The following is a 16888-nucleotide window of genomic DNA, read 5'->3' as shown; positions in this document are numbered from 1 at the left end:
TCACCCCTGGCCAAGGCACCCAACCCGTCCAGGAACCCCTCCCGATCCCCAGCCACCACCACAGCCCGATGCTCGAACACTGCCCGCGAAGCCGCCAGCGAGAACCCCACATCACTCAACCCAGGGTCGGCACCGTCGAGCAGCATGGCCCGCAACCGCTCAGCCTGACCAGCCAGCGCCGCGGCACTACGACCCGACAACACCCACGGCACCACCGGTAACGACACAGAACCCTGCTCGACTGCCACAGCGGCTTCGGGGGCCTGCTCCAGAATCACGTGAGCGTTGGTGCCACTGATCCCGAACGACGACACACCAGCCCGACGCGGCCGCCCGGACTCAAGCCACGACCGGGCCTCGGTCAACAGCTCTACCGCGCCGGAGGACCAGTCCACGTGAGGTGTCGGCTCGTCGACATGCAACGTCTGCGGCAGGACACCGGCCCGCATCGCCATGACCATCTTGATCACACCCGCCACGCCAGCCGCAGCCTGGGTATGACCGATGTTCGACTTCAACGACCCCAGATACAACGGCTCCCGATCGGCCCGCTCCTGCCCGTACACCGCCAGCAGCGCCTGCGCCTCGATCGGGTCACCCAACACTGTCCCGGTGCCATGAGCTTCGACCACGTCGACGTCAGTGGGCGACAGGCGCGCGTTCGCCAACGCCTGCCGGATCACCCGCTGCTGGGAGGGGCCGTTCGGCGCGGTCAAACCGTTACTCGCACCGTCCTGATTCACCGCACTACCACGCACCACCGCCAACACCGGATGCCCCAACCGCCGCGCATCCGACAGCCGCTCCACCAGCAGCAACCCGACACCCTCACTCCACCCCGTGCCATCCGCAGCCCCAGCAAAGGATTTGCAGCGACCGTCGACAGCCAACCCCTGCTGCCGACTGAACTCCACAAACACGCCCGGTGACGCCATTACGGTGACGCCGCCGGCTAACGCGAGCGAGCTCTCACCCTGCCGCAGCGACTGGCACGCCAGATGCAACGCCACCAACGACGACGAACACGCCGTGTCCACCGTGACCGCGGGTCCTTCCAACCCGAACGAGTAGGCCAAACGACCCGACAGCACGCTCCCGGCAGTACCCGTACCGATGAAGCCCTCAACCCCCTGAGGGTCGTGCCCCGAACCCAGAACACCCATCGCGTAGTCGTGATACATCAACCCGGCGAACACCCCGGTGTCCGAACCCCTCAGCGAGCCAGGGTCGATACCCGCCCGCTCGAACACCTCCCACGCGGCCTCCAGCAACAGCCGCTGCTGCGGATCCATCGCCAACGCCTCACGCGGACTGATCCCGAAGAACCCCGCATCGAAGTCCGCGGCGTCGTACAGGAACCCACCGTCTCGCACATAGCTGGTCCCCGACCGATCCGGATCCGGGTCGAACAGCCCGTCCACATCCCAGCCCCGGTCCGCCGGCCACTCCGAGATCCCATCACCGCCGGACGCGACCAGATCCCACAACCCCTCCGGAGACCGCACACCCCCCGGCAACCGACACGCCATCCCCACGATCGCGATCGGCTCATGGGATGAGGCAACCAGGTTCTCGTTGCCTCGGCGAAGCCGCTCGACCTCCTTCACGGAGGAGCGAAGCGCCTCCGTGAGTCTGCTGATCGTGTTCTGCTCCGTCACAGTCCAAATCTCCGATCCCATTAAATCCGGAATACGACACCTGAGAGCTAGCTGTTTCCACCCTGTGGCACAGGAATGTCGACCGTCGGGATCCGAGGGCGGTTCGCGGGAAATGTGCCCTCTCGGTTGTCTCCCTTGCGAACGAAGATCAAATTGTGATAGAAGCTGATGTTCACGATCTTGAGGTCCGTGTAGGTCGGCCTGTAATCGATGCCGATGTACTCCTCGTAGTTCAGCCCGTCAACCATCGCCTTGAAGAACCCCATGGACGCGCTTGGGTCATTCAGCTCGACGCTGCTGCCGCCGTAGCCGGGCCAGTACGACGTCTGCACGTCCTCGACGACGTAGAGGCCGCCGTCGCGCAGATGCGGGAAGATGGAGCAGAACGAGGCGATCACATGAGAGTTGATGTGACTGCCGTCGTCGATGACGATGTCCAACTCCCCTGTCTCCGAAAGCAGCGTATCCAGGAACCCGTGGTCGGCCTGATGGCCTTGGAACGTCCGCACCCGGCCCCGGTTCAGCGGGCGCTTGTCGAAGATGTCGACGCCGTAAATGAGGCCCCGTGGGAAGTACTCTTCCCACATGCGCAACGATGCGCCCCCGGAGTACGGGTCGCGATGGCCGCCGACGCCGATCTCAAGGAGCCTTACAGCCCTGTCGCGATGGCCGCCGAGGTGGAACTCGTAGTGCGGGGTGTATCGGTGCATGCCCCACTTGTCCGATCCGTAGAACATCGCGAGTTCGGTCAGATCCCGGGGTTCTGGGAAACAGGCATGGAAATCCTCGTAGAGGCTTGCGTCGCCGGCCAGCACGCCAAGCATTGAAGGCGACCTTTCCGGAGCGGCGAAGAGGCCCGCACAAAGCTCCTGAACCGAGACGAGCACAGTGAGAGAACTCTCATCGATGCTGCACATCGTGATGTCGACGGTCTCGGACTTGATACGCAGTAGGCAGTCACGCTGAAAGGCACCGAAGTCCACTCGGTACTGCACCGAGAGCGAAGCCGCCTCGTTCGCAGGGCGGCATCGCGACGCGAGCTCCGCCATCAGAACCTCGAGTATGACGTCCGGGTCGCTTGCCCGGATGATCTGGTCGAAATCGGCCGGATGCTCGGTGATCATCCGTAGCGCTCGATGGCATTCGGCATCACGGGTCTGCTCAGCGCCCAAGATCTATCTCCCCCGCTAGTAGTTTCCAGGTTGCGAGAGCGCATCGCCACATTGGCTCTTGGCCAGGGCACCGGGTCTGCCCCGTGCGAAGTTCGGGCGCCCTCGAAATCCGGCGTGCCGGTTGTCAAGGCAGGTAAGGCTCGAGAGCCAGCAGCTGCTCTACAACCGAGGCCGGTGTCGGCTGGCCGAGCATGTCCCGGCGCAGCCGTCTCGCCGACTCATTGAATCGGCGCTCGGACAGACATTCCCGAATGGCAGTTTCAATCCCCTCCTGATAACTGCCCGGAGGTATGTTGACGCCCGCCCCCGTTGCAGCAAGTTGCGCGGCGTTGACATGCTGGTCGGCGATCTGCGGCAGGATGACCTGGGGCACTCCGAGAGTGGCCGCCGTGAGCATCGTTCCGGCCCCGCCCGGATGCACCAGGAGAGAGCAGGTGGGGAGCAGGAGATTCAGCGGCAGGTTCTCGACGATCCGCACACCCGTGGAGTCCGCGATGAGATGCCGATCAGGCTCGCCGATCGCCAGGACGACCTCTACGTCGACGCCCCGCAGCGCGTCCAAGATCTGGGGGACGAGGAATCCGGATTCGCCCAAAAGCCTTGTCGTCGAAGTGCCCCACGTGACGCAGACCCGACGCCGGTCGTTGTGTTCGGTCAGCCACGACGGCAGAACCCCGGACCCGTTGTATGGCACATATCGCATCGGGACACGGTTTGGGACGCCTGGCAATTGCAGGCTCGTCGGACACGGATCGATACTGGCCGCCGCGTAATTGGAGCGTACCTTCACGTTGAAGGAGCGATAGAGCTCGACGAGGTCTTCCGGCCACCAGTCCTGCAGGTGCCCCATTCCGGTCATGCTCTGACCCGGAAAATTCATGCGAGCGATGACGTCCGGACCCCACAGGTTCCGGACCAACGGCACGCCTGAGATCTCGGCCGCGATCGGTGCTGCGAAAATCAAGGGGTCGGATATGATGAGATCCGGCTTCCAAAATTCCACGAACGCAACCAGATCGCGGGCCATGACCTCGGCGAGTCTGACGAAGGGCGCGATTCTCGCTTCGGTGAATCGGCGTCTGAGCCTGTCGGGCAGGTTCAGCACATCGTCCATCCCGAATCTGGCGATTTCCTCGACCCCGCTGGAAAGACTGCGAAGCGTGGTCATCATGTCTTCTTCGGGGTTGTAACCGTCCCCGATGGACACGGCCGGCAATCCGGCGCCGGTGACCACTTTATGGATCGCCGGTTGCCCTGCGACCCTCACGTCATGGCCGGCGGCACGAAAAGCCCAGGCGAGAGCTGCCATGGGATAGAAGTGCGGCACGATGGGCATTGTTACAAACAGAACACGCATAGCTAATCCCCGTGATACAAACTGGACAATGCCGTCATCTCGGACAAAACCCCTGATAGCGGGTTGATATGCAAGTCCGTAGGACGTAGCATGCCGAGCGCCGCGGCCGCTGGCCGTTCTTCCCTTCTCGCAGGGCTATGATAGACGCGCAGCAATCCTCGCAGAAGGCACGAGATTTGTCACGACCGCTCGAACCGCTCCAAACGCCCGCGCCGGTGCCCTCCCTGCCAGGCTGACGTGGCACACCTGACCTACCACCCGATCTGAGCAGGGCGAGTACAGGAAGCACGAACTGGCCGTACTGCTGGGCACGACGCGGCGACCGCGCCGGGCCCGGGGCGCCTCTGCTACGCCGGGAACGTTGTCCTCGAGCAGGTCTCTGGACGGGGGCAGCTACCTGCGCTCCGCCGGATCCTGGTGCGACACAAGGCGCTTTAGCTCAACCCGGTGGATGCGGGCTGGTCTGGGGCGCGCACATCCCGGACGGGGTGTGTGCCACAGTGACTGCGTGAACGTCAAAGACCGGTTCATCGCGTACGGTTACGGGGCCGCCTGGTTCTTCCTCAGGGCCATGACGGAAAGGACGGCCTACCGCCTCTTCGACCGCATCGCCGATCGGGTCTGGAAGCAGCGCGGCACACAGGTCCTGCAATTGGAGGCCAATCTCCTCAGGGTCCTGGGCAAGGACACAACGCCGCAAACCCTCGCCGCAATGTCCCGCAAGGGTATGCGATCGGCGCTGCGGTACTACTGCGAGGCATTCCGGATGAACGGGTGGGACCGGAGCCGCATCGTGGACAGCATCGACATCGCCGACGAAGACAATGCGCGCCTCGCCGCGGCGATCCGTTCAGAACGCGGCGTCCTGCTGGCGCTCGGCCACACCGGAAACTACGACCATGCCGGAGCGTGGCTCATCGCGACCCACTCGACCGAGCTCACCACGGTCGCCGAGAACCTCAAGCCCGAGGCGGTCGCTGAGCGGTTTTGGGAGTATCGACGCAAACTCGGGATGGAAGTGCTGCCGCACGACGGCGGACCGTCGGTCTTCGGGACCCTGGCGCGGCGGCTTCGGGAGGGCCGCACCGTCTGCCTCGTCGCGGATCGCGACCTCGGCGCGTCCGGAGTCCTGGTGGAGTTCTTCGGTGAGACCACGCGGATGGCCGCCGGACCGGCGGCGCTCGCCGTACATACCGGCTGCTGGCTGCATCCGGCGAGTCTCTGGTACTCGGGTCCGGGCCGGATGGGTATCAGAATCCATCCGGAGATCCCAGTGCCGTCCGAAGGCACCCGACAGGAGAAGATCGCTCGGATGACACAGGCGCTCGCAGACGCCTACGCGGACGGTATCGCCGCGCATCCCGAGGACTGGCACATGTTGCAGAAGTACTTCCTGGCCGACCTGGATCCCGGCAAGACGCCACGATCGGCCCGGCGGTCGCCCGGCGGCTCATTCGGCCGGCTGCAACCGGGCGGTCACGTCGCGCCGGGTCGCTAGGGGCTCGGCTTGCGCAGGGCGTCCACCAGAAGGTCGTAGGTCTCCTCCACCGCACCCGCTGTGCTTCGCACTACCGCCGTCCCCGGGCGCTGACGTACGACCTCGGTCAGGTTGGCGTACATGGTTTCGAGCACGGAAGCTCCCCCGCGCTGCAGAGCCCGCACGGCCGTGGACGACATCGTCGCCAGCTCCGGCCGGGCCGGCAACAACAACGTCGTCACGCCCAGCGCTTCATTCATCGCGGCGAGTTCGTACTCGTGCGCGCAATCGCCCGAGTTCCTGACCCCGCGGATGATCACCCCGCAGCCGTTCCGCCGGCAGTAGTCCACCGTCAACCCATGCCAGGCGGCGACCACAACGTTCTCCCAGCCCGCCGGAAGCAAGGCCCGGATCTCCCTCGCCCGCTCAGCAGTCGTCCCGGACGGCTGCTTGCCGTCGTTGACGGCAACCAGAACCGTGACCCGATCAAACATACGGCGCGACCGGTCAACAACATCAAAATGACCTGGCGTGAACGGATCGAACGTGCCTGGATAGACCGCTCGGGCTGACCCGGTACCGCCATACGACACATGAGGCACCAGACCAGGGTAGGCCGCCCGAGCCCGAACGCGCAGAAACATATTACTCAGATAGGGCCACTAGGTTGCACCGGTTTTGTCACAGGGACACTCACGGTTTGTCATCCGCCTGTAACGCAGGTCCGGCACGCTCTGAGTTGAGTCGTTGCGGCGACTCCACGAACGGTTCTGGCGGCCGGGTGACACCGCGCCGCAGCCGGTCCCGTAGCGGTGCAGGGTGTGCCGCTGGTGACCGGTGGCGACTTCGGACCTACGGTCCGGGTCCCGATGCGGGTGCCGAGGTGGCGGCCTCGGCACCCGCACACTTTTCCCGCCGGGCTGCGACGATCGGACCGCGTTGCACTGGACGCGCCCGGGCTGCGGCGTGGACTTCTGGACGACCCTTTCCGACCGGGTCGGGTGCCGCGCCGCCGCCGTGACCTGGCGCCGGTGCGCCTGACGTCACCGTCCGCCAGGATCCGGCGGGGCCGCAGCCATGATCAGGCTCAGCTGGGCGGCCGCCTCACGGACCGGGCGCCGCAGCCGCTCGGCGACGAACGCGCCGGTCCGCCCGACGACGCCGACGGCGCCGACCAGGGTGCCGTCGCGCCCGTACACGCCGGCGGCCAGGCAGTTGTAGCCCAGCAGCGACTGCTCGTTCTCGACGGCGAGCCGGTCGCCGCGGGCGGCGTCGACCGAGCGGGCGAGGTGGCCCCAGCCGGTGGCCGTGTACCGGGTGAGCCGCGGCAGCGACCGGGACCGCAGCGCCTCGAGCAGCTCCGGGCGGTCGGCCAGAACGAGCCGGCCCGACGCGGTGGCCAGGAAGCCGGCGTTGTGGATGACGGTCGGCCACGGCCGGCGCACGTCGTCGGCGCGGTTGCTGCCGTACGCGCACTCCACGAGCGTGTTGCCGCCGTCGAGGTCGGCATGGACGGCACCTCGATCTCCCAGCCCGACTTCACCCTCGGCGCCCTGCGCTGCGAACGCTGCGGCCGGCTGATCAACGCCCCCGGCGGCTGCGCCGGCGGCGCCGAGCACGAGGTCGCCGGCAGCTACGTCTACACGGTCGCCGAGCGCCTCGTGCAGCAGGTCCCGGTCGGGTACCTGCACCGCAGCCACTGCCTTGTCGTCGCCGAGCCCGAGGTGCCGTGCGGCGAGATCGGCGCCGGCTACCCCTTCGGCGGGCGCGAGATGCCGCTGCGCCGGCTGCGCCTGCAGACGCTGCGTGTGCCGCTCGACGAACGGCCGGAGGAGGGCGCACCCGCCTGGATCCGCGCCGGCGGCCAGGACGTCGACTTCGCCGTGACCGCCACCGACTGGGACGGCCGCACCGTCGCCTTCACCATGCCCCTGATGTTCGTCCCCGAACCCGTCGCCGGCGACGCCGCGGCGGTGTACCGCGCGTTCAACGACGGCCCGGACAGCCGCCGTACCCGGCCGACCGGCGGCCAGCCGATCGCCTTGGCCGACCCGGACGGTGTGCACGGCGGCCCGACCGCGGTCCCGGTGACCTCGATGACGTTCACCCTCCAGACCCCCGACGGCCGCCCGGCCTGGCTGCTCGACATCGCCGGCTACGACGTCGTCCTCGACGCGCTGCGCCACTTCGACCCGACCCGCAGCGCACCGACCCGCGTCGTGCTCAGCGACAAGTACACCGCGCACGGCCTCGGCGCCGCCAACCCGACCGGGGCGTTCCTGCAACTCCTCGACGAGGTCTCGGTCGCCTTCACCGCCGAACGCGCCGGTGGCCTCGCCACGCCCGACACCGTCGTCGGCGCGCTGAGCACCCAGCGCGGCGCCGTGCCGCTCGCCTTCACCGACGCCCAGCCCCGCCCCGACCTCGCCGCGATCTTCGGCGCTGCCCGGCTGCTGGGCATCGTGCCGTTCCAGGACGTCATCGCCGAGGTCACCGGCACTCCCACCATGCGCACCCGACCGGTCGGTGACACCGTCGAGGTCGAGTACCTGCTGCACGCCACCCTGCACGCCACGACGAGCCGGTCGCTGTCCTTCGGCCCCGACGCCACCCTGGACCTGCAGGCCACCATGTCGACCACCGCCGCCGGCACCGCCGAGCGGCGGGCGAACGGCCACATCGAGGGCACCGTCACCGACCTGGCCGTCTCCGTCGGCGGCGTCGTCACCGTCCATTTCGCGGCGCTGCACTTCGTCGCCGACGCAGGCGCACCCCCGACGGTCAGCACGGGCGCCTGCACCGTCGCCTTCGCCGGCGAGCTCGCCTTCCTCGCCGACCTGGCCGGCGCCCTCGGCGAGGCCGGGTTCGGCTCGGGCACCACGGTCACGGTCACCCCGACGGGCATCGAGGCGGGCTACGCCGTCGCCCTGCCCGACGCCAAGGTCGGCGTGTTCGCCCTCGCCGGTCTCGCCCTGTCGACCCGGCTCACCCTGCCGTTCACCGGCGCCGCACCGCAGCTGCGCTTCGCGTTCGCCCACCGGGACCGCCCGTTCACCGTTGGCGTGCTCTTCCTGGCCGGCACCGGCTTCTTCGCACTGACCGCCGACGGCGAGCGCGGCGTGACCGAGATCGAGGCGGCGCTGGAGTTCGGCGGCAACTGCGAGATCGACGTCGTCGTGGCCCGCGGCGGCGTCCACGCCATGGTCGGCATCTACCTGCGGCTCACCGACGGCAAGGCACGCATCAGCGGCTACGTGCGCTGCGGCGGGTACCTCGAGGTCCTGGGCATCGTCAGCGTGACCGTCGACTTCCGGATGGGCCTGAGCTACGACGCCGACACCGGCGACGTCCACGGCTACGCCACCCTCACCGTCGGCATCAGCGTGCTCTTCTTCAGCAAGAGCCTCACCTTCGACGTCGAGCGCCGCTTCGCCGGTTCCGCACCGGCCCGGCACGGCGTCGGCGGTCGCGCGCCGGACGCGCTGCTCATCGCCGGCCCGGACCCGGACCCGGCCCCGCCCGACGACACCGACGCCGACGCCTGGGACCGGTACTGCCAAGCGTTCGCCTGAATCGGAGACCACCGTGTCAACACAGCAGATCACCTGGACGGTCTGCCCCAACGGCCGCACCGCTGACGGCACCCGCCTCCGGCTGTCGATCTTCGTCGCGCCCCGGCTCTCCGGCGACCTCGGCGAGACAACCCTCGCCGAGTTCCCGGACTTCACCGACTGGCCCGCCCGGCTCCCGCAGATCGCCCTCATGCTCAGCGTCCCCACCGCCGGCGGCGGCGAACAGACCGTGCCGCTGACGGTCGTCTCGCCGCCCGCCGACTCGGCCCTGTGGCGCGCCCTGCTGCCGGCCACCCTCCCCGTCGTGCCGTACGAGCCGGAACGGCACGCCGACCGGCCCGTGTGCACGTACGCGGTCCCCGACGTCGTCCAGGCGCTGCAGACCGCCTACCTGGACACCGCCGAGGAGACGCCCGGCGGCCCAGGACTCGACGAGCGCTTCGCCGACTTCGCCGTGCCGGACCTGCTGCCCCAGCTGCCCGACCTCATCGTCCGCGCCTGCACGGCCGGCACCGCCCGCACCGCCGCGGACGACGGACCTCGGCCGATGCTGGAGGTCCTCCCACCGGCCCGCAACCGTGCCGACCAGGTGGCCCGAGCCGTCGCCTTCGCCGCCGCACCCGCCGCACCCGCCGCCCGGACCGTGCCCCGCATGGACTTCCACGAACGGCTGACCGCCCTCGGCGAACACCCCCTGCTGCTGCGCCGCCTCGGCCTGGTCATCGACGCCGAGGCCGACCTCACCGCCGCCCTTCCGCCCGGTGTGACGACCCTGCGGATGCAGGCCACCGGCCCCGACCAGCGCCCACACACCGCCGTGGACCCCGCCACCGGCCACGCCGCCCGACTCGACGGCGGCCCACCCGGCGTGCTGCCCCTGCCCGCCGACGAGTACGTCCTGGAGGAGCTCGACGTCGACGGCGCCGTACACAAGGTGAGCACCATGCTCGCGGCGCTGCGCACGAACGCCGCCGACGCCGGACCACCCGCACTGCGCACCGCCGGGCTCGCCCTGGTCCGGATCGGTCACGCCCGCAGCGTGCACGCGTCGTTGACCCGCCTCGAGGCGATGGGCACCGAGCCGCTGCTGTACGCCGAGGACCTCACCCGTGGCTACCGGATGGACGTCCGCGACCTCGACCACGACGGCCGCTGGCGATCGCTGCACCGCCGCAGCGTCACCTACGACGTCGAGGACCACCCGCAGCCCATCGTCGAGCCCGACCAGGAGGGCATGTTCGCCATCGGCATGCACACCGGCTCCGCCGACCCCGGCTCCGAGGTGTACCTCCACGAGAACCTCATCGTCTGGAGCGGCTGGAGCCTCTCCGCACCCCGCCCCGAGACCCCGCTGCCCATGGACACCCCCGCGCCGCAGCCGACCCCCGCCCAACGGATGCGGCTCACCGTGCGACCCACCGTGACGCCCGGCAGCCTGCCCCGGCTGCGGTTCGGCCACGCCTACCAGGTGCGGCTGCGCACCGTCGACCTGGCCGGCAACGGCCCGGACCTCGCCGACGCGCCCGACGCCGCCACCCCGGCCCGCGCCTACCTGCGCTTCGAGCCCGGCGGACCGCCGGTCTTCGCCCCCGACGCCGCCCAGGTCGAGCACGGCAGGGCCGCCTTCGGACCCGGCGAGACCGTGCACCGCCTCGTCGTGCGCAACTACCTCGACGGTACCGTCGAACCCGCCCGCCGCGTGATCCTGCCGCCACCCGGATCCGCCCAGCTGGCCCAGCTGCACGGCCGCCTCGACGACGCCATCGGCGCGGACCGCCACCCCGACCGGCGGGCCGACGGCCGGGCGGTCAGGGCCCGCGACGGCCGGGCCCTGACCTACCCCGTCGGACCCACCCCGCCGTACCTGCCCGACCCGCTCGCCGCCGGGATCGCCCTGCGCGGCCTGCCCACCACCATGGACACCCCGACCGAGGTCCGCTTCGACGCCCCCGCCTGGCACCAGCCGCACACCATCACCCTGCACTGCACCGGCACGACCGGTGAGGGACCGATCTACGACCCGACCACCCACACGCTGCACGTGGCGACCAACCCCGGCGACGTCGCCGAGGTACGCGCCTCGTCGCTGGTCGCCGAGCCCGAGCTCATGGCCCTGCTGCGGTGGGCCCGCGAGACCCGCGACGGCACCCTGGCGGCGCAGCTGGAGGCCGCCGCCACGACCGGCGGGCACGGCATGCTCACCCCGCCGCAGCCGGTCACCGTCGTGCACGCCGTCATCCGCCCGCTGCTGCCGCCCGACTTCGCCGCCGTACCGCAGATCCGGCGAGGCCTCAACGACACGGCCGTCGACCTCGTCCTCGACGCGTGGGTCGACGCCAAGACCACGGGCACCGTCGCCCTCATCGCCAACTGGCGGGCCCAGGTCGACGACCTCACCCGGCCCGCCTGGCAATGGCGCGACCAGCACGGCACCGTCCTCACCCACACGCTGCCCGACGGCTGGTCCGCCCGCGCCCGACCGGACCCGACCGGCGCCGGCGGCCACTGCCTGCACCTGTCCACCGGCACCACCCTGCCCAGCCACCAGCTCGGCGAGACCCGCCACCGCCGCATCAGCTACCACCTGGTCGCCACCACCAGGTTCGTCGACTGCTTCGACCCGCACGTCGCTGCGGCCCGCGGCGGCCTCACCATCGACGGCACCCCGATCATCTGCGAGATCCTCAACAGCGCACCGGCACCCGCCCTCATGATCCTCGACGTGGTACCGGCGCTGCTGTGGCACACCCAGCAGCACGACGGCACGACGATCCGCGAACGCCACGGCGGCATCCGCGTCTACCTGCAGCGCCCCTGGTTCGCCACCGGCGACGGCGAACTGCTCGGCGTCGTCCTCGGCGGCCCCGACTTCGACGTCGACGACACCGCCGGCGAACGACGCGCCGGACTCGTCTCCCGCATCGGCCTGGACCCCATCCGCATCGCCGGAATCCCCACGCCGCTGCGACCCGCGCAGCTCCGCAACGCCGTCGCCACCCTCGACGTCGAGCTCGCCGAGCTGCGCACGCTGCACGACGGCGGCCCGACCGCGGTGACCGTTGCCGGATTCACGCCCGAGTACGACGAGGCCAGCGGGCGCTGGTTCTGCGACATCGACGTGGACGCCGGCCCGGCCTACATGCCGTTCGTGCGCCTGGTCGTGGCCCGCTTCCAGCGTGCCTCGCTGCGCGGGCCCGGCCTGGTCGACGACCCGGGGGTGTCCCCGGACCGGTGCATGATCTCGCCGGTCACCATCCTCGACCCGATCCAGCTGCTACAGGATCGGCGTCTGGACGTGGTGGCACGCGAGGACGCCACCGTGGACGTGATATTGACCGGCGCGCCCTACTACGCCGTCCGCGGGCGCGGCCAGACCCGCTCCGACGCGGCGGCGCGGTGCCGGGTGCAGGCCCGCTGGGCGGCCCGGCCGTCCGGGTCCACAGGTGCGTGGACCTTCGTCGACGAGGTCGCGCACGAAGCGGTCCGCGACGACTCGGCCGGGCACTGGCGGCTGCTCAGCCTGCCGAAGCCGGTCCTACCCGCCGGGCACGAGCACCGACTGGTGATCACCGAGGTCGAACGCACCCCGGCCGACGCGGGCAACGGCTTCGCCGAACGGGTCGTCTACGCCGACACGGTCGACGTGCCGCGCGGATGAACCCGGTTGTCAGCCGGCAACGACACAGGAACCGGTCGGGGTACGACAACCGTCCCCGCAGCGGCCGGCAATGGCCCCCACGGTCCGCAGGGCCGTGCAGTTGCACGCCGCGACCAACATGAGCGCATGCGGATGACGAGGGTCTGGAAGGTCGCCGTGGGCGGCGCGCTGCTCTGCGTGCTCAGCGGCTGCGGTGACGGCGGCCCGACGGACACAGCCGCTCGCGAGGTCCTGAGCAGTTTCGTCAACCACCTCCGCGCCGGCGCGGGCAACGACGCCTACGGCGAGCTCTGCAGCGCGACCCGCGACCGGTTCGACGCGGCCGCCTTCGATGCCTACATCGCCAAACAGAAGAAGATCAAGGACTGGGAGCTCGCCAGCAAGGTCAACGCACCCGACACGCCGGCAGTCGGTCCGACCTTCGCCGAGCGGTTCGTGTTCAACCTGCACCTGAACTTCGCCGACGGTAGCGATGAGACCCGCAACTTCGCCGACGGTAGCGATGAGACCCGCTACATCCCGGTCGTCCAGGACACGGACGGCACCTGGCGGGTCTGCGGCAACCCGTACTGAAGCCCGCAAGCCCTGGCCGGCGGCGAACCGCTCCCATCGTCACCGCTGGCCAACCACAGCGCGACGCCGCCCGAGCCGTCGGCGAGCTGGAACAAACCGCCGCAGGCCAGCGGGCACACAGGTCGAGCACGTCGGCCGCCCCCCGTCGAAACCGATCATCGGTGGATCAGGGCTCAGGCACTCAAGTGCGTTGGGACTTGTGGACGGAGGACTACAGGGACCTCACAAGGCGGGTCCACCTGCCGTCAAGGAGGTGGACCCGCCGGCCTGGCCGCCATTCATGCATGTTCGGAGAGCCTTCAAAGCTTGCGGAAGGCAGAGAACTCATCCAATCCGCTGCGTACCAACGCCCTCAGCTCATCCAGGTGACCGTTGATGTAGAAGTGGTTTCCCGGCAGGGTGTGGAGATCGAATTTGCCCGTCGTGTGGCTTTCCCACGCCTGGGCATCACTGAGGCTTACACGCGGATCTTCGGTCCCCAGGATCGCCACGATCGGGCGGGCGATCACCGCCTCTGGCGCGCAGACGTAGGACTCGATCGCTCGATAGTCGGCGCGCACCGCGGGCAGGATCATGCGCACCAGCTCGTCGTCGTGAAGCATGGAGGAATTCGTGCCGTCCAGGGCGCGGATCTCGGCGATGAGGCCGTCGTCGCTGTACTTGCCCACGGCCTCCTGGCGCTGGATGCTCGGCGCACGCCTTCCGGAGGCGAACAGCACAACCGGTGTGTTGGCACGGAGATCCTCCAGACGTCGCGCAACCTCGAACGCGACGACAGCTCCCATGCTGTGCCCGAAGAAGGCCACTGGACGTTCGCCTGGGATGGGATCCAAGACTTCGACGATTCGATCCGCGAGAGTGCCGATATCACCGATCGGACTCTCGCTCCGACGATCCTGCCTGCCCGGATATTGAATCGCCGTCACATCCGCGACCGACGCCAGAGCCTTGGCCATGGGGAGGTAATAGCTGGCCGCTCCCCCAGCGTGCGGGAAGCACATCAGCCGGGCGTCGTTCTTTGCGGTCGGGAAGAGATTACGGAGCCACTGGCTTCCGCTGGCAAAAGCGCTCACGCCAACACCTTTCGTCCAGTCTGACCTACTCGCGAGACAAGCTCGGCATTCGGGCAGACGCTATGTTGTGAAGAAGCCAGTCGAGGACTCATCGGTTCAGCTCAGTCATCGGCGTTCCCGAGTGCCAACCTGATGAGCTCCTCAGCGTCCATCGATTCGATCGCTTCCTCATAATCAAGATCCTCCTCCTTGGCTTCCGACTGCGATGACTTCGCCAGGTCCAACAGGACATCCAGCAAGCCCGCTCTGCGGATTCTGTCCAGCGGGATCGACGCGAAGAGCTCTCTGATCGCCACTTCATCGGTGGACTGGTCTTTCCCCTTCGGCCTGACCTGTTCGGTCAGGTAGGCGGCCAGCGCGGTGGGGTTCGGGTGGTCGAACACCAAGGTAGCCGGCAGCCGTAGCCCGGTGACGGTTCCGAGTCGGTTGCGCAGTTCGACGGCGGTCAGTGAGTCGAACCCGGCCTCGGTGAACGCCCGATCGGGGTCCACGGCGGTGGGGCTGGCGTGGCCCAGCACCGCGGCGATCTCGCTGCGGACCACGTCCAGGACCACCGCCTGCTGCTCCGTTGCGGGCACCCCAGTCAGGCGGCGGGTCAGGACCGATCCACCCACAGCAGCGACTGCCTGGACCCGGTGGGCCGGACGCCGTACCAGCGCGCGGAGCAGTGCCGGGACCGGACCCGTCCCGCGCAGAGCTTTGGTGTCCAGCAGTGCCGGTACCAGGTGCGCTGGTGCGGACAGCCCGGCCAGGACTGCGGTGTCGAACAGTTCCAGGCCCTGCTGCTCGGTCAGCGCCGACACGCCTGAGCGGTTCATCCGGGCCAGGTCGGTGTCGCTGAGATGACCGGTCATCCCGCTGGCCTGTTCCCACAACCCCCACGCCAACGACACCCCAGGCAGACCCGCCGCCCGACGGGCGTGCGCCAACCCGTCCAGGAACGCATTCGCCGCGGCGTAGTTCCCCTGACCAGCAGACCCCAGCGTCCCCGCCACCGAAGAGAACAACACAAACGCCGACAGGTTCATGCCCTGGGTCAGCTCGTGCAGGTGCCACGCCCCGTCAGCCTTCGGGCGCAGTACCGCATCGATCCGCTGCGGGGTCAGCGCCGAGACCACCCCGTCGTCCAACACCCCAGCCGCATGCACCACCGCCGTCAACGGCCGATCCCGCACCACCCCGGTCAGCAGCCCCGCGACGGCGTCCCGGTCGGCGACGTCACACGCCACGACCCGCACGTGCGCACCCAACCCGGACAGCTCCTGCTGCAACTGCACCGCACCCGGCGCGTCCGCACCCCGTCGGCTGGTCAGCACCAGATGCCGCACCCCATGCCGGGTCACCAGGTGACGGGCCACCAACGCCCCCACACCTCCGGTCCCGCCGGTCACCAACACCGTCCCGGAACCGAAACTGACGTCGGCGTCGTGCTGGGGTGCCAGTCCGGTCCGCACCAGCCGGGGAGCGACGGCACTACCGTCACGGATCGCCAACTGCGGCTCATCCCCACCCAACACCGTCGGCAACACCCGCCACGACGCCGGACGGCCATCCACATCCACCAACACAATCCGGTCCGGATGCTCCGACTGCGCCGCACGCACCAAACCCCACACCGACGCCAGCACCACATCAACACCATCACCGGCGTTGACAGCGACCGCGTCCCGGGTCAGGACCACCAACCGGGCCGCGCCCCACCGGTCATCAGCCAGCCACGACTGCACCAACTCCAACACCCAACCCGTCACCGCCCGCACCCGCACACCGACCTCACCATCAGCAGGCACCGGGATATCCGCGGCCAACACCAGATCAGGCACCGGAGCGCCATCAACAACCGCCTGACGCAACCCAGCCAGATCCGGATACTGCCGTACCTCGGCTCCCACCGACCGGAGTCCGGCAGCCAGGTCCGACCCGTCGACGCCGAGCACCGCCCACCGGGCCGATGCCGACACCGACCCGACACCGGTCGGCGCCACCCAATCGACCTGGAACAGACGGTCACCAAACACATCGGCGGCAGCATGCAACTGTTCAGTGCTGACCGTGCGGGCGATCAGTGACTCCACCATCGCCACCGGCATACCGGTCCCGTCAGCCACCTCCAGAGCGAGCCCGTCATCGCCTGCCCGGGTCAGCCGCACCCGCAGCATCCCGGCCCCGGCAGCGAACACCGACACCCCCGACCACGCGAACGGCAACCGCAACCCGTCATCGCCACCGAGCAGACCAGCGTCGAGCAGGGCCGGGTGCAGGGCCCCGTCCAGCAGGGCCGGGTGTATCCCGAACAGGCCGGCCTCCTGCGCAGCCGGCTCCGGCAGGACAACCTCGGCGAACACCTC

At 69.1% G+C, this 16888-nt stretch carries 11 protein-coding genes; 4 read left to right on the top strand and 7 right to left on the bottom strand.

The genetic code is table 11. From position 1 onward, the window contains the following. The 3 genes from ACFPIJ_RS21725 to ACFPIJ_RS21715 form a co-directional block, all read right to left on the bottom strand. On the bottom strand, positions 1 to 1679 hold a 1679-nt coding region (locus ACFPIJ_RS21725; RefSeq protein ID WP_380117005.1), incomplete at its 3' end, for a type I polyketide synthase. 26 nt (positions 1680 to 1705) lie between these two features. Further along, positions 1706 to 2782, bottom strand: coding sequence for a class I SAM-dependent methyltransferase (locus ACFPIJ_RS21720; protein ID WP_380117004.1), 1077 nt, complete (start codon positions 2780 to 2782; stop codon positions 1706 to 1708). Positions 2783 to 2954: 172 nt separating this feature from the next. Then, positions 2955 to 4187, bottom strand: a complete 1233-nt coding sequence (locus tag ACFPIJ_RS21715; RefSeq protein ID WP_380117003.1) for a nucleotide disphospho-sugar-binding domain-containing protein — start codon at positions 4185 to 4187, stop codon at positions 2955 to 2957. A gap of 508 nt (positions 4188 to 4695) precedes the next feature. On the opposite strand from ACFPIJ_RS21715, the gene ACFPIJ_RS21710 reads away from it, so the two are divergent. Continuing rightward, positions 4696 to 5685, top strand: coding sequence for a phosphatidylinositol mannoside acyltransferase (locus tag ACFPIJ_RS21710; protein WP_380117002.1), 990 nt, complete (start codon positions 4696 to 4698; stop codon positions 5683 to 5685). On the opposite strand, the gene coaD is transcribed toward ACFPIJ_RS21710, so the two are convergent. Continuing rightward, on the bottom strand, positions 5682 to 6266 hold the full coding sequence (coaD, locus tag ACFPIJ_RS21705; protein WP_380117001.1) for a pantetheine-phosphate adenylyltransferase: 585 nt from the start codon (positions 6264 to 6266) through the stop codon (positions 5682 to 5684). The two genes, ACFPIJ_RS21710 and coaD, sit on opposite strands and share 4 nt — an antisense overlap. 441 nt (positions 6267 to 6707) lie before the next feature. Beyond that, positions 6708 to 7145 carry an IclR family transcriptional regulator domain-containing protein gene (locus ACFPIJ_RS21700; RefSeq protein ID WP_380117000.1) on the bottom strand — a complete coding sequence of 146 codons (438 nt, stop codon included), beginning with the start codon at positions 7143 to 7145 and terminating at the stop codon, positions 6708 to 6710. 27 nt (positions 7146 to 7172) lie between these two features. On the opposite strand from ACFPIJ_RS21700, the gene ACFPIJ_RS21695 reads away from it, so the two are divergent. The 3 genes from ACFPIJ_RS21695 to ACFPIJ_RS21685 all read left to right on the top strand — a co-directional run bounded on the left by ACFPIJ_RS21695 (position 7173) and on the right by ACFPIJ_RS21685 (position 13467). After that, on the top strand, positions 7173 to 9236 hold the full coding sequence (locus ACFPIJ_RS21695; protein ID WP_380116999.1) for a hypothetical protein: 2064 nt from the start codon (positions 7173 to 7175) through the stop codon (positions 9234 to 9236). A 13-nt stretch (positions 9237 to 9249) separates the two neighbouring features. After that, entirely contained in the window at positions 9250 to 12894 is a 3645-nt protein-coding gene (locus ACFPIJ_RS21690; protein WP_380116998.1) for a hypothetical protein, read from the top strand. Positions 12895 to 13020: 126 nt separating this feature from the next. After that, on the top strand, positions 13021 to 13467 hold the full coding sequence (locus ACFPIJ_RS21685) for a hypothetical protein (RefSeq protein WP_380116997.1): 447 nt from the start codon (positions 13021 to 13023) through the stop codon (positions 13465 to 13467). Between the two features lie 299 nt (positions 13468 to 13766). Here the strand turns inward: ACFPIJ_RS21685 and ACFPIJ_RS21680 are convergent, their stop codons facing one another. Together ACFPIJ_RS21680 and ACFPIJ_RS21675 are read right to left on the bottom strand one after the other, a co-directional pair. After that, complete coding sequence (locus ACFPIJ_RS21680) at positions 13767 to 14540, bottom strand: thioesterase II family protein (RefSeq protein WP_380116996.1); 774 nt, start codon at positions 14538 to 14540, stop codon at positions 13767 to 13769. 101 nt (positions 14541 to 14641) lie between these two features. Continuing rightward, positions 14642 to 16888: type I polyketide synthase (locus tag ACFPIJ_RS21675; RefSeq protein WP_380116995.1), on the bottom strand; the 2247-nt coding region annotated here is incomplete at its 5' end.

It is taken from the genome of Dactylosporangium cerinum (genome assembly GCF_042653625.1).
Taxonomy (GTDB): domain Bacteria; phylum Actinomycetota; class Actinomycetes; order Mycobacteriales; family Micromonosporaceae; genus Dactylosporangium; species Dactylosporangium cerinum.
This window is presented reverse-complemented; position numbering and strand designations above follow the sequence as displayed.

What these genes read in the sequence shown, in the direction of transcription:
- ACFPIJ_RS21720 (WP_380117004.1), bottom strand. Translation starts at nt 2,782, where the DNA reads ATGATCACCGAGCATCCGGCCGATTTCGACCAGATCATCCGGGCAAGC.
- ACFPIJ_RS21715 (WP_380117003.1), bottom strand. Translation starts at nt 4,187, where the DNA reads ATGCGTGTTCTGTTTGTAACAATGCCCATCGTGCCGCACTTCTATCCC.
- ACFPIJ_RS21695 (WP_380116999.1), top strand. Translation starts at nt 7,173, where the DNA reads ATGGACGGCACCTCGATCTCCCAGCCCGACTTCACCCTCGGCGCCCTG.
- ACFPIJ_RS21685 (WP_380116997.1), top strand. Translation starts at nt 13,021, where the DNA reads ATGCGGATGACGAGGGTCTGGAAGGTCGCCGTGGGCGGCGCGCTGCTC.